The 15,259-nt window shown below is 60.1% G+C and carries 12 protein-coding genes and 1 CRISPR repeat array; of the genes, 8 read left to right on the top strand and 4 right to left on the bottom strand.

What is annotated here, in order from left to right:
- Window position 1: 1 nt before the first annotated feature.
- Window positions 2-1,371: a CRISPR direct-repeat array (repeat unit 28 nt; unit sequence GGCTCATCCCCGCGTGTGCGGGGCAGAC).
- Window positions 1,372-1,632: 261 nt separating this feature from the next.
- Genes HMPREF3151_RS10070 through cas2e form a run of 8 tightly spaced genes read left to right on the top strand, consistent with a single transcriptional unit; the run spans window position 1,633 to window position 10,759 of the window.
- Window positions 1,633-4,461: a CRISPR-associated helicase/endonuclease Cas3 gene (locus tag HMPREF3151_RS10070; RefSeq protein ID WP_070475488.1), complete on the top strand. Its 2,829-nt coding sequence runs from the start codon at window positions 1,633-1,635 to the stop codon at window positions 4,459-4,461.
- A 52-nt stretch (window positions 4,462-4,513) separates the two neighbouring features.
- Complete coding sequence (gene casA / locus HMPREF3151_RS10065) at window positions 4,514-6,262, top strand: type I-E CRISPR-associated protein Cse1/CasA (RefSeq protein ID WP_070475485.1); 1,749 nt, start codon at window positions 4,514-4,516, stop codon at window positions 6,260-6,262.
- Window positions 6,259-6,903: a type I-E CRISPR-associated protein Cse2/CasB gene (casB, locus tag HMPREF3151_RS11660; RefSeq protein ID WP_083290301.1), complete on the top strand. Its 645-nt coding sequence runs from the start codon at window positions 6,259-6,261 to the stop codon at window positions 6,901-6,903. Before casA ends, casB begins: the two co-directional genes overlap by 4 nt.
- A gap of 23 nt (window positions 6,904-6,926) precedes the next feature.
- Window positions 6,927-8,057: a type I-E CRISPR-associated protein Cas7/Cse4/CasC gene (gene cas7e, locus HMPREF3151_RS10055; RefSeq protein WP_070475481.1), complete on the top strand. Its 1,131-nt coding sequence runs from the start codon at window positions 6,927-6,929 to the stop codon at window positions 8,055-8,057.
- On the top strand, window positions 8,057-8,779 hold the full coding sequence (gene cas5e, locus HMPREF3151_RS10050; RefSeq protein WP_070475479.1) for a type I-E CRISPR-associated protein Cas5/CasD: 723 nt from the start codon (window positions 8,057-8,059) through the stop codon (window positions 8,777-8,779). Before cas7e ends, cas5e begins: the two co-directional genes overlap by 1 nt.
- Window positions 8,776-9,477, top strand: coding sequence for a type I-E CRISPR-associated protein Cas6/Cse3/CasE (cas6e, locus tag HMPREF3151_RS11655; protein WP_083290300.1), 702 nt, complete (start codon window positions 8,776-8,778; stop codon window positions 9,475-9,477). Before cas5e ends, cas6e begins: the two co-directional genes overlap by 4 nt.
- A 50-nt stretch (window positions 9,478-9,527) precedes the next feature.
- Window positions 9,528-10,418 carry a type I-E CRISPR-associated endonuclease Cas1e gene (gene cas1e / locus HMPREF3151_RS10045; RefSeq protein ID WP_070475498.1) on the top strand — a complete coding sequence of 297 codons (891 nt, stop codon included), beginning with the start codon at window positions 9,528-9,530 and terminating at the stop codon, window positions 10,416-10,418.
- Entirely contained in the window at window positions 10,415-10,759 is a 345-nt protein-coding gene (cas2e, locus tag HMPREF3151_RS11650; RefSeq protein ID WP_083290299.1) for a type I-E CRISPR-associated endoribonuclease Cas2e, read from the top strand. Before cas1e ends, cas2e begins: the two co-directional genes overlap by 4 nt.
- A 12-nt stretch (window positions 10,760-10,771) precedes the next feature.
- Here the strand turns inward: cas2e and HMPREF3151_RS10040 are convergent, their stop codons facing one another.
- From HMPREF3151_RS10040 to HMPREF3151_RS10025, 4 genes are all read right to left on the bottom strand, one after another.
- Window positions 10,772-12,631, bottom strand: a complete 1,860-nt coding sequence (locus tag HMPREF3151_RS10040; protein ID WP_070475477.1) for a DNA/RNA helicase domain-containing protein — start codon at window positions 12,629-12,631, stop codon at window positions 10,772-10,774.
- A gap of 72 nt (window positions 12,632-12,703) precedes the next feature.
- On the bottom strand, window positions 12,704-14,551 hold the full coding sequence (locus HMPREF3151_RS10035; RefSeq protein WP_070475475.1) for a DUF2075 domain-containing protein: 1,848 nt from the start codon (window positions 14,549-14,551) through the stop codon (window positions 12,704-12,706).
- A gap of 111 nt (window positions 14,552-14,662) precedes the next feature.
- On the bottom strand, window positions 14,663-14,998 hold the full coding sequence (locus tag HMPREF3151_RS10030; protein WP_042409414.1) for a type II toxin-antitoxin system HicB family antitoxin: 336 nt from the start codon (window positions 14,996-14,998) through the stop codon (window positions 14,663-14,665).
- A gap of 3 nt (window positions 14,999-15,001) precedes the next feature.
- Entirely contained in the window at window positions 15,002-15,253 is a 252-nt protein-coding gene (locus HMPREF3151_RS10025) for a toxin HicA (RefSeq protein WP_070475474.1), read from the bottom strand.
- Between the last annotated feature and the right edge of the window lie 6 nt (window positions 15,254-15,259).

The raw sequence follows: 15,259 nt of genomic DNA, 5'->3' as shown, positions 1-15,259 counted from the left end.
GGGCTCATCCCCGCGTGTGCGGGGCAGACGAAGGTGGCCCGGTGGCATCTATTACTGGCGTGGGCTCATCCCCGCGTGTGCGGGGCAGACCGCGTCCGGCAACGCCCGAATCTGGGCGAAGAGGGCTCATCCCCGCGTGTGCGGGGCAGACCCTTGGATGATTCGTGCGAGTCGTTGGGCGTGGGGCTCATCCCCGCGTGTGCGGGGCAGACGAAGTGCTTGTTCATGAGTTTCACGCGGTCCGGGGCTCATCCCCGCGTGTGCGGGGCAGACGTTGTCTTTAGGCCAAGCACTCGCTTGGCGTTGGGCTCATCCCCGCGTGTGCGGGGCAGACCCTTGGATGATTCGTGCGAGTCGTTGGGCGTGGGGCTCATCCCCGCGTGTGCGGGGCAGACGGCAGCAACACCCATGCCACATCCAGGAAGGCGGGCTCATCCCCGCGTGTGCGGGGCAGACCGCCCACAAGCCCATGAAAGTACCGGGCAGGGGGGCTCATCCCCGCGTGTGCGGGGCAGACTTTGCTATCACGGTGGAGCGCGTGGCGGAGCAGGGCTCATCCCCGCGTGTGCGGGGCAGACTCCTTGTTGCGCTTCTTGATGGCTGCAAGGTCCGGCTCATCCCCGCGTGTGCGGGGCAGACACCAAGGTCTCAACGGTCGATTCCTTGTGCGAGGGCTCATCCCCGCGTGTGCGGGGCAGACGGCTCTACCGCCTCACGAACGACCCGGAGTTCGGGCTCATCCCCGCGTGTGCGGGGCAGACAACCGGCAAAAGGTGCAGCGCGTGGCGGTGCCGGGCTCATCCCCGCGTGTGCGGGGCAGACACCTGCTTTTTGTTGAACGCGGACTGCATTTTGGGCTCATCCCCGCGTGTGCGGGGCAGACCAACTGAAGACACGGAGGTAATCATGCACGTTGGGCTCATCCCCGCGTGTGCGGGGCAGACCGCACGTAGTCCGCGAACTGAACCTCGGAACGGGGCTCATCCCCGCGTGTGCGGGGCAGACTGGGCACATCGTGGAGAGGTGGCGGGAGGGCCGGGCTCATCCCCGCGTGTGCGGGGCAGACCATTAGCAACCCACCCCCACGGTGGTTAGATGGGGCTCATCCCCGCGTGTGCGGGGCAGACGGTTGCCATTCCTTCGCGCCACTAGATGGACGGGGCTCATCCCCGCGTGTGCGGGGCAGACAGCGGTGAGGTCTTTCTAGAGACGGAGATCCCGGGCTCATCCCCGCGTGTGCGGGGCAGACGAAGTGCTTGTTCATGAGTTTCACGCGGTCCGGGGCTCATCCCCGCGTGTGCGGGGCAGACGTTGTCTTTAGGCCAAGCACTCGCTTGGCGTTGGGCTCATCCCCGCGTGTGCGGGGCAGACACTTGGCGACCAGCGATGTTGCATAGGCCGAAAGGCATTTGGAGACAACTCCGTCGCGCGATTCTGAAGATACCCCGCGTCTGCGGGGAACTGTAAAGCCGCCTCCTTACTACGGCTCATCCCTGCTTTGCAGGGTCAGTGCGGAGATCATACCGCACCCGCCAAATCCCTGAGACTGTTCGACTAAAACTAGTATGGAGGAGGTAAGGGGAGTTCTTTTCTGCTACTCTTATTTTCAACAGCAATTCGAGCGGAGTTCTCATGCCACATTCGACGAACCAACCTGGCTGCCAAGACCAGACTCCAGCCACCATCGACTCTTTCGTTCAAAAGTTAAGCCCACAAGCCCGGTCGCTGTGGGCGAAATCTGGCGATGAAACCGGTCATCTCAGCTTGGCCCAGCATCTAATCGACTCCGCCTGCGCCGCTGCTGCGGTTTACGACACCTGGGTTTCGGACTCCCTAAAAGAAAATCTTGCACAGAACCTGAGCCTGTCCGTTGAGGAAGTTCGACTCCTTTACATATGGCTCGCTGGAAATCACGACTTAGGTAAGGCGACCCTCACCTTCCAGGGCCAGCTCGACCTGAAACCGGAGTTCAGGCACCTTCTTTCGAACGTGGCCGATGCCGGACTCCCCATCACCATGAGCAAACTTGAAGCGGGCAGAAACTCTATGCCGCATAGCATCAGTTCGGGATTAATTCTCCGGAGATGGTTGGAGGAGAAGGGGTTTTCGCGCCGTCAGGCTAACTGGGTGTCGTCGACAGTAGATGCTCACCACGGGGTGCCTTCAGGCCCAGAACGCGATGCCATTGACACCGTGCTTTCCGAGTATCCGGCAGAGTGGCGTGCGGTTCACAACGAACTCATCGACGCAATGACAGAAACCGTCGGCGTTCACGATGTGCTGGAGTCCCTGAGGTCGCGGCGCAACCTCTTCGCGGCGGAAGCACAGATCCTCACCGGGCTGACTGTGATGGCGGATTGGATCGCGTCGAACCCCGATGCGTTCCCGATGGTTGTCTCCGGTACCCAAACTCAACGAGTGGAACACGGCATGCGCGCCATCGACCTCACCGTGCCATGGATCCCCGCTCAGCTTAACGACGACACCCACGCCCTGTTCCGAGACTCATTCGACTGGCCGTCGACATTCCAGGCAAGGCCGATCCAACAGGCCATGGCCGATGTGGCAAAAACATGCACCGAGCCGACCTTGATCATCCTGGAGGCGGAGACGGGTGTGGGCAAGACGGAGGCCGCACTGGCAGCCGCGCAGATCATCGCTGCCTCAAACGGTGCCCAGGGGATCTACTTCGCCGCCCCGACGATGGCCACGGCAAACGGCCTTCTGGAGCGCACCATGAACTGGGCCCGCAACACGACCGACACGGGCCAAGTGTCGTCGTTTTACCTCGCCCACTCCAAAAATCAGCTCTCCAAACCCTATCGTGAGCTGCGGTTTAGGGATGTCAACGAGGATGCCACCGACCCCGCCGCGCACGGCGACGTCGTTGCCAGTTCCTGGATGAGTGGGCGCCGCCGCGGGCTTCTTTCAAACATCGTGGTTGGCACCGTCGACCAGGTGCTTATGCTTGCGCTGCGACAGCGGTATTCGATGCTCCGTCACGCGGCACTCGCCGGCAAGATCATCATTTTCGATGAGATTCACTCTTACGGGTCGTATACATCGGACTACCTCGCCACCACGTTGGAGTGGCTCGCGCACTACGGCGCGACGGTCATCATGATGTCGGCAACGTTGCCCTCCACAGAGCGCGAGAAACTCATCGAGGCCTACACCGGTAATCCCGTTGAAGAGCACTCAGACGCGTACCCGCTTATCACTGTGGCCAGCGAAAACTCCCTGCGTTATGTCACGCCTGAGCAGAGCCCGACGAACCTCGAAGCGCGCATCGCAATTATCGACGACACCATCACCGCCCTGGAAGAACTTCTCGAGCCTTTGCTTGTCAGCGGCGGCGTTGCCCTCATCATCTGCAACACCATCGCCCGCGCCCAAGAGGCATATGGCGCACTTAACGCGGCTTACCCCGGCGAGGTTGAACTCCACCACGCAGGCTTTATGGCGTGGCAGCGCTCGGAGAAGGAAGACCGGATGCGCCAGGAACTTGGGCCGGGCAGCCATCGTGGTAAAGGCCGGCCCTGGCGAAAGATTGTTGTTGCAACACAGGTTGCGGAGCAGAGTCTGGACATCGACGCCGATGTCCTTGTCACCGATCTCGCCCCGATGGACCTGATCATCCAACGCGTCGGGCGTCTCCACCGGCACGGACGCCCGGAATCGGATCGTCCGGAACAACTGCGTAAACCACAGGTCTTCATCCGAGCGATCGAAAGCCTGGAGCCAGCACCGGTAATCAACTCGGGAGCAAACGCGGTGTATGACCCGCTCATTCTGCTGAAGACCCTTCTGCAGCTACCGACCGAATTTAAGCGACCTGATGACGTCGCCACACTCGTTCAATCGACATACAGCGACGATCACGAGGTCCCTGAAGGGTGGGAGGAAGTGTGGGCGGAAGCGTCGTCGCAGAGCGAACAGCGCATCGATCGTGCCCATCAGCGTTCGAAGTCTTTCCGGATTGATTCGCCACTTGATACGAATAGGCTGTACGACGTTTTCGGTGATCTCACCAAGGCAACGATTCAACTTGGCGATGAGGAAAAAGGCGCTGCTCAGGTCCGCGACGCTGAGCCGACGGTGGAAGTCATTCCGATACAACGGGCAGGCGATTTCTACACCCCATTTGGCCGAGCAGAACAGATCATCAGCGAAACGCCACTGAACTACAACCAGGCATTCCAACTCGCGTCAAGCACGGTTCGTCTGCCACTCAGGATGACACGATTCGATGCTGATTTTGAAGCCGTTGTCGATGCACTCGAGCGTTCCACCCCCATGGATTGGAACAACCACTACCTGCTGAAAGGCCAACTCGCTCTCTCACTAGACACAAACGGCGAGGCTGTCTTGGGCAGATTCAGAGTCAGATACTCACCCGAACTCGGATTAGAGATCATGTTCGATACCGGCAGCCCCATGTCGGAGGACGAAGTTAAATGAAAACCAAACCACACCACACACCAACACGAAGAAAGCGAAGGAGGTTGAAGAAATGAGCCAACATCCACAAACCTCGCCATCGTTTGACTTGCTGGATGAACCGTGGATCATTTGTACAACCAACGATGGCCCCGCAACGTTGAGCATCCGGGAAATCTTCGACGGCAGTGCAACAGCCGTCGCGGTCCTTGGGGATTCACCGACCCAGGACTACGCCGTTCTTCGCCTGCTACTCGCGATCTTCTGGCGAGCCCACCACCAGTCCGTAACAAAGCAGCTCAGCACCAAGGCTGGGCGTCGGGATTTCCGGTGGGAGGATTGGTTCGTCGATACGCGACAAGCCCTGCTTGACCAAGGGCGCGACGAGACCGTCTTGGAATACCTAACACAGTACGAGTCGCGCTTTGACCTGCTGCATGAGGAAACGCCTTTTATGCAGGTGGCAGGCCTTCACACGAAGAAGGGGACGAAGGCGGACGTCTCTCGCATTGTCCCCGATGCCGAGCATGACTACTTCACCATGCGCACCCATGAGGGGCGATCGAAACTCTCGTTTGCGGAAGCCGCGCGGTGGCTCGTCCACGCCCAGGCGTACGACTACTCGGGCATCAAATCCGGCGCGGAGGGAGATCCTCGAGTGAAGGGGGGTCGAGGCTACCCAATCGGGACCGGCTGGTCCGGCATGACGGGTGGCACTGTCATTCGTGGCACCACGTTGCTGGAAACGCTGCTGTTGAACTCGACTCCGGAAGCTATCTATCTCGGCAACGCCGACGACCACCCCGTGTGGGAACGGCAACCGGATACCCCAAGCCAACGCAACGACCGCGCTGGAAAGATTGCAAAGCCTGACGCGCCGTCCCCACGTGGGGCTGCGGACCTTGCGACGTGGCAATCGCGACGAATCCGCCTGTTCACCGAAGGTGATTCGGTTGTGAATGTACTGGTGAGCAACGGCGATCAGATACCGGACGCGGGCAAGAATGTGTTCGGCGATCCGATGACCCCTTACCGGTACAGCCCCAACCAATCGAAGAAGGGGGTTGAGGCTTACTATCCGCGACCATACGACACGATGCGCACCATGTGGCGCTCCCTGGACGCGCTGATCGCTACAGGTTCTGATCCCGGTTTCGGCGAGAAGAATCTCGCCCCCAAACGGCCCTCGAACCTGGTGAACCTCTCCAATATCGCGGACGACCAGGGGACTGAAGAAGTCGCTGACCTCCACATTGTTTCCATGGAATACGGACCACAGAGCTCAACCGTGGGCACAATCGTCAGCGCAAACGTGGGGCTCCCGCTGCAACTGTTGCAGGACGACTCGCTGTCCACAGCCCACCGCCAGTACGTGCGCGACGCTGCCGAAGCAACGAAGGACGCCGCTATCTCACTTGGGTGGTTTGCAGGTCAGCTCAAGGTCGCAGCAGGTGGAGAGTACGTTTTCGACGCCGACGAGGCAGACCGCCTGTACACCGTCCTCGAGCCGGAGTTCCTGTCCTGGCTGCGAAACCTGGATCTGTCGCAGATGGGTACGGAAGCGACTGCATGGCAGGTCGAAATTGAGAAGCAGGTACTCCACATTGCGGACGAGGCCATTCGTGGTGCAGGGCAGCGGGCGCTGGTTGGACGAGTCATCGATGCGCAAGACGACGACTCTGGGCGGATTGTCAACGCTGGTTCTCTGTACCGGCAGTTGCGTTACCGCCTGAGCAAGGACCTGCCTCTGATCAAACGAGACAAGCCGACCAAACGGGACCAAAACACTCAGACCCCCGTGGCACAAGGAGAATCAGCATGACAAAGCCCACACTTCACATCAGTATTGGGAACACCGTTTCATACCTACAGCGCAACTATCTGGACCATGCGGAGACCGCAGCTGGTGCAGACGCCCGGCGTGTTCTCGCGGAACTCCGCCAAAGCGCGGCCCGCAGTCTCAGCGCTGATCCGTTGGCACTGCAAAAGGTACTGATGCTTCTCGAGCCTCCCCTGAGCGACGACGAGCTCGGTCGCGGCGGTGCTCCGTCCCCATCGGAACTCGCTGCCTACAACGCGCTCACTTTGTTCGCGCAGCACATGCAAAGCGCAACGCAGCCAGTACACACACCTGAACGCTCATTTGCACGCGCATGTGGCCGCCTCCAGACATTGAGCGAATCCAACTCGATCAAACCTCGGTTTGATGCAATGCAGTCCGCGCGCGATGAAGCATCACGTGTACTGCACTTGCGGTCGCTTGTAACGCTTCTGCGAAGCAAGGAGCTTGCATTCGACTACGGCAGTTTCGCCCGAGACCTGCGGTCGCTTCAGTATCCATCGCGTCGCGACGGTGTCCTGCTCCGCTGGGGTAGGGACTACGCAGTCGGAACGCTTCGCCCCAAGGCACAGCGCGCTACTGAAGCCGAACCAGACATCACTTCCCCCTTCGCCACCTCCTAGACACGCTCAAAGAAAGGTTCATCATGTCCATCGTTATTGATATCCACGCTCTGCAGACCGTTCCGCCGTCCCTGATCAACCGGGATGACACCGGTGCACCGAAGTCCGCAGTCTTCGGCGGTGTCCCACGTCAGCGCGTGTCGTCGCAATCCTGGAAGCGCGCCATCCGCCGCTACTTTGAAGACAACTTTGATGCTGCACAGATTGGCGATCGCTCCAAGCGCCTCCCCGAAAAGATCGCACTGCGCCTCATCGACGCAGGTGTCGAGCAGGACGAAGCAATCAAGCGCGTAGAGGATCTGTTCAAAGCTGCCGGCATCAAGACCGCCGTAGAAAAGCCGAAGAAGAACGACGATTCGGAAGACAAGCCCAGCCCGTACCCACGCACTGGCTACCTGTTGTTCCTCAGCCAGCAGCAGATCGATCGTGCAGTAGAAGAACTGCTCGCACGGGACGGTGAAAAGCCATCCAAGGCCGAGGCGAAGGCAATCCTCGACACTGATCATTCGGTGGATATGGCAATGTTCGGCCGTATGGTCGCCGATGATGCTGCTTACAACGTGGATGCCTCTGTTCAGGTCGCGCACGCCATCGGTATCCACGGTTCGACCCCGGACTTCGACTACTTCACTGCGGTGGACGATCTTGCCGAGGAAGGCGAAGAAACTGGCGCGGGCATGATCGGCACGGTCCAGATGATGTCGTCGACAATGTACCGCTACGCCACGATCAACTTCGACGGACTCAAGGACAATCTGGCCTCTGTCGAGGCTGCTCGTCTCGCCGTCGAGCACTTCATTGAAGCATTCGTGAGCTCCATGCCAACTGGCAAGATCAATACTTTCGCCAACCAAACCCTTCCGGAACTCGTGTACGTGGCCGTCCGCGACACCCGACCTGTCTCCCTAGTCAACGCATTCGAGGTTCCGGTTGAGGCAGGCCAGGATGCATCTCGTCGCAAGGTAGCAGCGGACCGTCTCGCCCAGGAAGCACGTGATGTGGAGTCCGTTTACGGATTCAAGCCGCTCGCGGCGTACGTCATGGGAATCGGGGAGACGGCCGACTCGTTCACCGAAATCGCAGAGAAGGCCACGCTGCAAGACCTGACGAAGAACATCAACGAAGTTCTCGATCGCGTCGTAGGTGACCAGTAATGACGCACTCCTTACTTCTCCTCCTCAAAGGACCGATGCAGTCCTGGGGCGATGAAAGCAGGTACAAGACGCGAGCGACGGCGACCACCCCAACGAAGTCGGGGATCGTCGGACTGATCGCGGCTGCTCAAGGACGTCGTCGCACCGATGACATCGAGGACCTTGCCAAGCTGCGCCTGGCGATCCGCGTTGATCAATCCGGCAGCTTGCTGCGCGACTACCAGACTGCACAGCCCTGGCAGACGCGCCCGCAAGACGCAGCACAGCTGGTCACCCGCTACTTCCTCTCGGACGCAGCGTTTGTAGCCGCTCTAGAGCACGAAGACCGCGCACTGCTGGAAAGCATGGCTGAGGCGCTCCGTAAGCCTGCGTATCCGTTGTTTATGGGACGCCGCTCTTGTCCTGTGCATCCGGGGTTGGTCATCGGTATCGAGGACTCCGACGCAGAAGCCGCGCTCCGGAATCACACAACCTGGTACGCCACCGATATTCATAAGCAGCAGGCACCGAAAGAGGTGTCTCTCGCACTGTACCGCGACGCGAACGGTGCTGAACCTGGTGCAATTCCGCGACAGGACGTCCCACTTTCCTTTGACCCAAGGCACAGGCGCTACGGGTGGCGTGATGTTGTTCGCTGCCGCGATGTTGTGCTTGAAAACCCGAAGGGTGTCGACGTCTCTCACGGCACCGATGAGTTCTTTGAGGCGGTGGTACGCGCATGACAACGTTGACTCGTATTTCTCTCAACCCCGCGCGCAGGCAGGGCGTAAAACTCTTGACCGATCCCCAGGCGATGCACGCTGCAGTCCGTTCGGCTTTTCCGCCCGACATCTCCCAGACGGAAGCGCGAGTGCTTTGGCGAGTAGACAAACGCCCTCATGAGCACGTGCTTTACATCGTCGGCCCGGAGAAGCCGACAGGGGTGCACATTGTCGAGCAGGCCGGCTGGGACACACGACCTGCCCAGTCTGCCGACTATGAGCGTTTTCTTTCCGCTTTGACCCGGGGCCAACGTTGGCGTTTCGAGCTCGTCGCCAACCCTACGTACTCCGAACCTCGCGAGGGAAGGCGCGGAAAAGTGAAGCCGCATGTCTCTACACGCAATCAGCTCAACTGGCTGTACAAGCAGTCCGAGCGTGCCGGCTTCTCTTTGGCTCCGCGTATCGACGACAACGTCACCGACGAAGAACGGGCCCGGTGGAGCGTCGCAGATCAACCACAAGTGCTTGAACGCTGGACCGACGTATTTCGCCGCGATAAGAAAGCCCGTAAGGTTCCACCGGTTCGTATATCCAAGGCACGTTTCGTTGGCACGCTTGAAGTAACCGATCCCGAGCGCTTACGGACCACGCTTACGCAAGGAATAGGTCGCGGGCGAGCCTACGGTTGTGGCCTGCTTACCCTGGCACCGGTGAAATAGTGTCCCTGACTCCGCAAGAGGTGCCCATCGCGAGACAGGCCTTGTCGCAGATGGGCAGTCGGATCTCATTCCTGTACGTCGAGCGCGCCATTGTGAACCGTGACGGCAATGCCCTCACGATTAAAGACCAACGCGGTGTTGCCCATGTCGCTGCGACGCAGCTCGCTGTATTACTGCTCGGCCCCGGAACCAGGATTACCTATGCGGCAATGGCACTTCTCGGAGACGCCGGCGTCTCAACTGTGTGGGTAGGGGAGCGGGGCGTTCGCTACTACGCAAGTGGCAGACCACCAGCAAAGTCGTCTCGATTGGCGGAACTCCAAGCAGAGATAGTTACCAACCATCGAAAGCGACTCGCTTGTGCTAAGCGGATGTACGGCCTGCGTTTCCCAGGGGAGGACCTCACTGGGCTTTCCATGGCAAAGCTGCGTGGACGTGAAGGCGCACGAATGAAGAAGATCTACGCCCGCGAAGCGGAACGCGTTGGCATCGCGTGGAACCGGCGTGCATACGATCCAAACGATTACGACTCTTCAGATCCAATCAACCAAGCATTGACCTCTGCAAACTCAGCCTTGTACGGCATTGCGCATGCGGTAATCGTTGGCCTGGGTTTTGTGCCCGCGCTTGGAGTTGTGCATAACGGAACCGATCGGGCGTTTGTTTATGACATCGCAGATCTCTACAAGGCGGAAATCGCAATCCCCGCAGCATTTGATGCTGTCGCCTCCGGTGCGATGAAACCTGGCATCACTGTGAGGCGGCTTGTGCGCGACGCGGTGGTAGACAAACGGCTCATGCCGAGAATGGTCAATGACCTCAAGTACGTCATGAACGTCACTGACGATGACACGATCTCGGATGCCGAACTCTACCTGTGGAGCGAACTTGAAGTCATCGCAGCCGGTGTGAACTGGTCTGAACACGAGAGCGCACCATGATGGTCCTCGTCGTCACCGCATGCCCAGCTGGTTTGCGTGGAGACCTCACAAAATGGCTAATGGAAATCGCACCTGGCACCTTCGTTGGCAATCCGACCGCGAGAATCCGCGAGCTGCTCTGGCAACGAACGACCGAACTAGTCAAGGATGGCCGCGCATTGCTCGTCTATTCCAGCAACAATGAGCAGGGGATGGAGTTCCGAACACACAGATACGACTGGGTACCCACTGACTTCGACGGCCTCACGCTCATGATGCGTCCTAGCGCTCCGGATTCCTACGCGCGTCGAACCGGCTGGAGCGCTGCTCGCCGCCAACGCAAGCGATACAAATCCCGGTGATTTTCTATCCGCCTACTCCGCCTGCGCCTTTAACAGTGCCTCCCGCAGCTGCTCATCCACCGCGTAGATGAACATGCCCTTGGTGCCACGGGTCATCAGCACGTTGAGCTCGTTCTGTAGCAGTGTCTCCCCGAAGGCTTCGCGTGAACCATCTGCGAGCACGCGGTTTTGCACCGCTTTCTTGTGGGCGGATTCAGACGGATCGAACACAACTCGCCCGTCCCGGTACTTCACGGAAGGCCCGAGGATCACTCCCGCGTAGTTCAGGTCGAAGCCCTGGATGGTGTAGGTAGAGCCGATCTCGCCGATTGTAGTCGGGGTTTCGGACCACGCCTTTCGGTAGGCAATGCGCCGTTCCTTGCGTTCCTCACGCAGTTGCAGGTTCCACGGGCGGCGCAGGTTGCCGGTCTCGTGGTCCACATTGACGTACCACCAACCGTCGGCGTCGTGCTCGTTCTTCTTCGCCGCGCTGTACGGCCAGTCGTAGGTAGCGATAAGGCGGGAAAGGTTGTTCTCCACCGCGGAGTCCTTCTCCCGGATCGCTTCATCCAGAGCACGTGGATTATCAAAAATACGCAGGTCATACCCCTTTGAGTCCGTGTGGACCGGCAGGATCACTCCGTCGTCGACAAACGCGCGGATCCAGTCGATAGTCTGTGTGTCCGCATTCAGTCGCATCTGGTTGGTCAGGCGGATCGGTGGCTGGGCCATACGGTCGGCGAAATAGTCCTCGACCGGGGTCTCCCAGTGCTGCGGCGTCTCCAGCGTCTGCTTCGGGTCGTACACCGCAACGACTACCTTCGAGCGGTCCAAGATCGCTTCGATCTGGGGTTGGTCATGGAAGTATCCCAGAGCTTTCTGCGTAAGCAGAAGGTGGGCTTCATCGATGAGCACGACGTCCGCTGGATCGTCGGGGGAGAAGCGGTTGATGAACTGCGTGGGGCTGTACACCCGCTCGCGGTCGCCGCGTTTGCGGGAGTCGGGGATGCCCGCCTTCTTGATGATCTCCTTGTATACAGCCAGTTGTCCACCGTCATTCTTGTGTCCGGAGACCAAGTAGCCGTCGATGCCTGTGCCGTCCAGATCGAGGCCGGCAGCAAGGGCGCGGAAGCGTTCGTCCTCGTCCTCCACACCCATCATGATGCCGTTGAAGATGCTGCTGATCAGCACGGTTTTCCCGGATCCGGCCTCGCCAGAAACCAGGATTAGCTTGTGGTCCAGCGGATCGTCGCCGACACCGCCCTCAAGCGCGTTGTTGACCGCTTCGAAGATCTGGTTCTGCGCGTTGAGCTGCTCCTCGTTCAGCTTCTGGAACGGGGACGCCTTGAAAATCGCCGAGGAGGTGATCGCCTCCTTCGACTCGAAAAGATCGGGTTCGACTCGGTGCAGCTCCTGCCACACCTCGTCGAAAAGCCGGTCCAAATGCTCAAAGGTGAAGTAGTCCCGCTGTTCGTTCGTGCGCCGGTTGTTGCGGCGTTCCACTGACTTGCACGACTCCAAGTAGTGCAGGAACCGGTTTTCCACGTCGAGAGTGAGGGACTTGTTGAAGTACGGGTGCCCGATCACGTACATCTCCACGTCGGAAGCGCCGAGGAACTCGCGCCAATCTTCACGCGTCTTCGGGTCCTGATAGAGGTGCTGGCGGGTGCGCTTCTTGATGTCGTTGGTTTCACCGACGTAGACCTTGTACCGGAAACCATGCTCGTATTCGCGGCGGCTGCGCACTACGTAGACGGTGGGGTAGTTCAGCTGGTGGGTGATCCAGTCTGCGCGCTCGTCTTCGGCGCGCTCACCGTAGGCCGTCTCTAAGCTGACTGCGAACTGGTCGTCGTACCGGACTCGTTGGATAAACGGCTTGGGAAAAGCGTCCACGGGGCATGCCTCATCTGCGTTACGCGGGGTGAGGACATGTCCGGCGGGAAGTCCGTTGGGCCCGAAGGGGAATCAGTTCAACAGGGCGCGCAAAGCCTCTCTGGTCTGCGCGTCCGGGGAATATAAAATGGTACCGATCATCCCGCGCGTTAGCAGCACTTTGTACACGTGGCGCACCAGTAAATCGAAATCTTCGTCCGGCACCGTCTTTGGGTTGCGAAAATGCGGGTCCTTGTTTGCGGAACGGACAGTTTCGAAGCGCCCGTCTCGCCACACCAGATCGGGGCCAATGATTACGCCCGCCCAATCAAATTCGAAGCCCTGGGCGGTGTACACGCAGCCGACCTGGTCGAAGCCGCCGTCTTGCGTCGCCCACAGCGCCGACGGGGGAGCGGTACCGACGCGACGGTCTTCCTTGTTGTTCCACGGCCGAGCCCAGTCGCCGATCACCACGTCGTCGACCAACCCGTCCCGTTGAGCATCGGACCATTGCCAGCAGTAGCCGGCGGAGATGCGGGCTGTGTAGCCATTGTCGTTCCGCTCACGCAGGCGGCGTTCGAGCTCCCACGGCGAATCGACGACCTCCACCACGAACGGGTCGCCGTCTGGGAGTGCGGCTTCAAACGGAACGCCGTCGTTAAGCTCGAGTATCTGCTCCACCCACTCCACATAGGCGGCGGACCCGCCGCACCGGAACTGTTCGTCCAGTTCGATGCGCACGACCTCGAGGCCTTGCGCACGGGCGAACGCCTCGATCTCACGGACGGAGCCAAGCTCGCCTTTGCGCACCACCTGGTGGTCGTCGAGCAGGAAGACGGGTACGCGGGCGGCGGAGATGAGCTCGTCGATCTGCAGGCGGTCACTGCGGTCCGCGGCCCTGGTGAAGCGGTTGTTCGAGGTCTGCCGGATGCGGTGCGCCTCGTCCGCGATCAGCACGTCGATCTCGTCCGGCAGCGCTTTGGTGAAGGAATTGAAGTACTTGAACAGGCTCTGCGTGTCCCTGCTCCGGTGTCCCGCGACCTTGCGCATGGTCTGCGTGAACGACCTCGATCCGGTCGCATGCAGCACCGCTTTACCTTCTCTGGCCAGCTCACCCAGCGCGGATAGCGCGATTGCAGACTTGCCGCTGCCCGGGCCGCCGGACACCACAATGACCCGCTTCGTGGCGCCCGCCCGGTGCACTTCGTGTCGAATCATGTCCACCGCCAGCTGCTGGTCGCCCAGAAGGATGAACTGCTCGCGGTCGCGTACCTCGTCTGCCGCGACCTGCATGAGCTTCGTCGACGGTCGCACAGCCGATTTCAGCAGCACCTCCGCGCTGCCCCCTCCACTTAGTCGTTCCTTCAAGTAGGAGCGCAATGCTTCTCGACGCCCTCCGGTAAACACCGGCACATCCCCACCTCTGAGAATCCCAGCCACCCCGCGGTCGCTATCGGCCCCGTGCAGGTATGCCACCGCGTCAACCCAGTCCTCATGATCGTGCAGATTGACTAGGTAGTTGGTGAGGTAACGCCGGTAACCGTCCACCTGCCGCGCCGGGTGGAGCACCGGTTCTGGAAAACCGGTTACGGAGACTAGCGCCTCATCATCCTCAAAGGGTTCCGCCGCGGTCCACTGCTTCAACTCCACGACAACGAAGGACGGGTTGCCGGTCTCCGGGTGTGTGCCGGCCAGGATGACGTCGGCACGCTGCGACGTGAGTGGAAGCGCGTACTCCAGCAGGACATCTACCGCGTCTAGACCAGCCGCTGCCAGATCCTCCGCGAGCGCCGGCAAGCTGTTGCGCCACGAGCGTTGCTCCGACTCCCCGACGGCGGTCTGGTAGTCGCTCATGTACTGCTGCAGCATTGTTTCCACCAGCGAATCGGGGTCGTCTGCGACCCGCATGAACTCCCGAGCGTTCAGGCGCAAACCCGCCATGGCAGCCTCCGTGCACGACAAATCGTGCGACGTGGAGGCCTATCTGACCAGCGGGAAAGAAGCCTGTCGGGGTCGCGGTTATGTAAGCGAGGGTAGCAGCTTGGAAACCGTCTACGCGCTCGCGAGCTTCTGCGTCACCCACGCGTTCAAGGACACGCCCTCCCGCGCGGCGTCCATTGCAAGACGGCGGTGGAGGGAACTGCTGACTCGCACATTGAACCGTCCGGAAAAGTCGCGCTGACCGAACGGCTGGGGGATAGGTTCCCCGGTTTGCTGCATGTCTGCGATCACCTCGGCGACAAGCGCTCGGAGACCCGCACTCGACCGCTGAGCGTCCTCATCGAGCCAGCTCAAGGACGGGAACTCGGCAACGGTGGACACGTACTCACCGTCCTCCTCAGACCAGAAGGTTTGGTAGGTGTACTTATCCGACAAGCGTTCAGTCATCGTCTACTCCTGCTCTTCTAGCTTCTTCACCGCAGCCAGCACCTGTTTGACCTGATACGGCTTCGCCTTTCCGCGGCGGTTCTGGATATTGACGCGCGGATCGCCAACCCAGGGTGTCTTGTATGTGTCGTGATCTCCGCCGCTGTTGGGCCGCTTCTCAAAGAAGTGGTCGCACACCTTACGAAGATCGGCGTAACGAATGTTCTTGCCGGAACGCTGCATCGCGTCCAGGATCTTTTGGATATCGTCCCCCATGGGAAC

It is taken from the genome of Corynebacterium sp. HMSC05H05, from assembly GCF_001807265.1.
Lineage (GTDB): Bacteria > Actinomycetota > Actinomycetes > Mycobacteriales > Mycobacteriaceae > Corynebacterium.
This window is presented reverse-complemented; position numbering and strand designations above follow the sequence as displayed.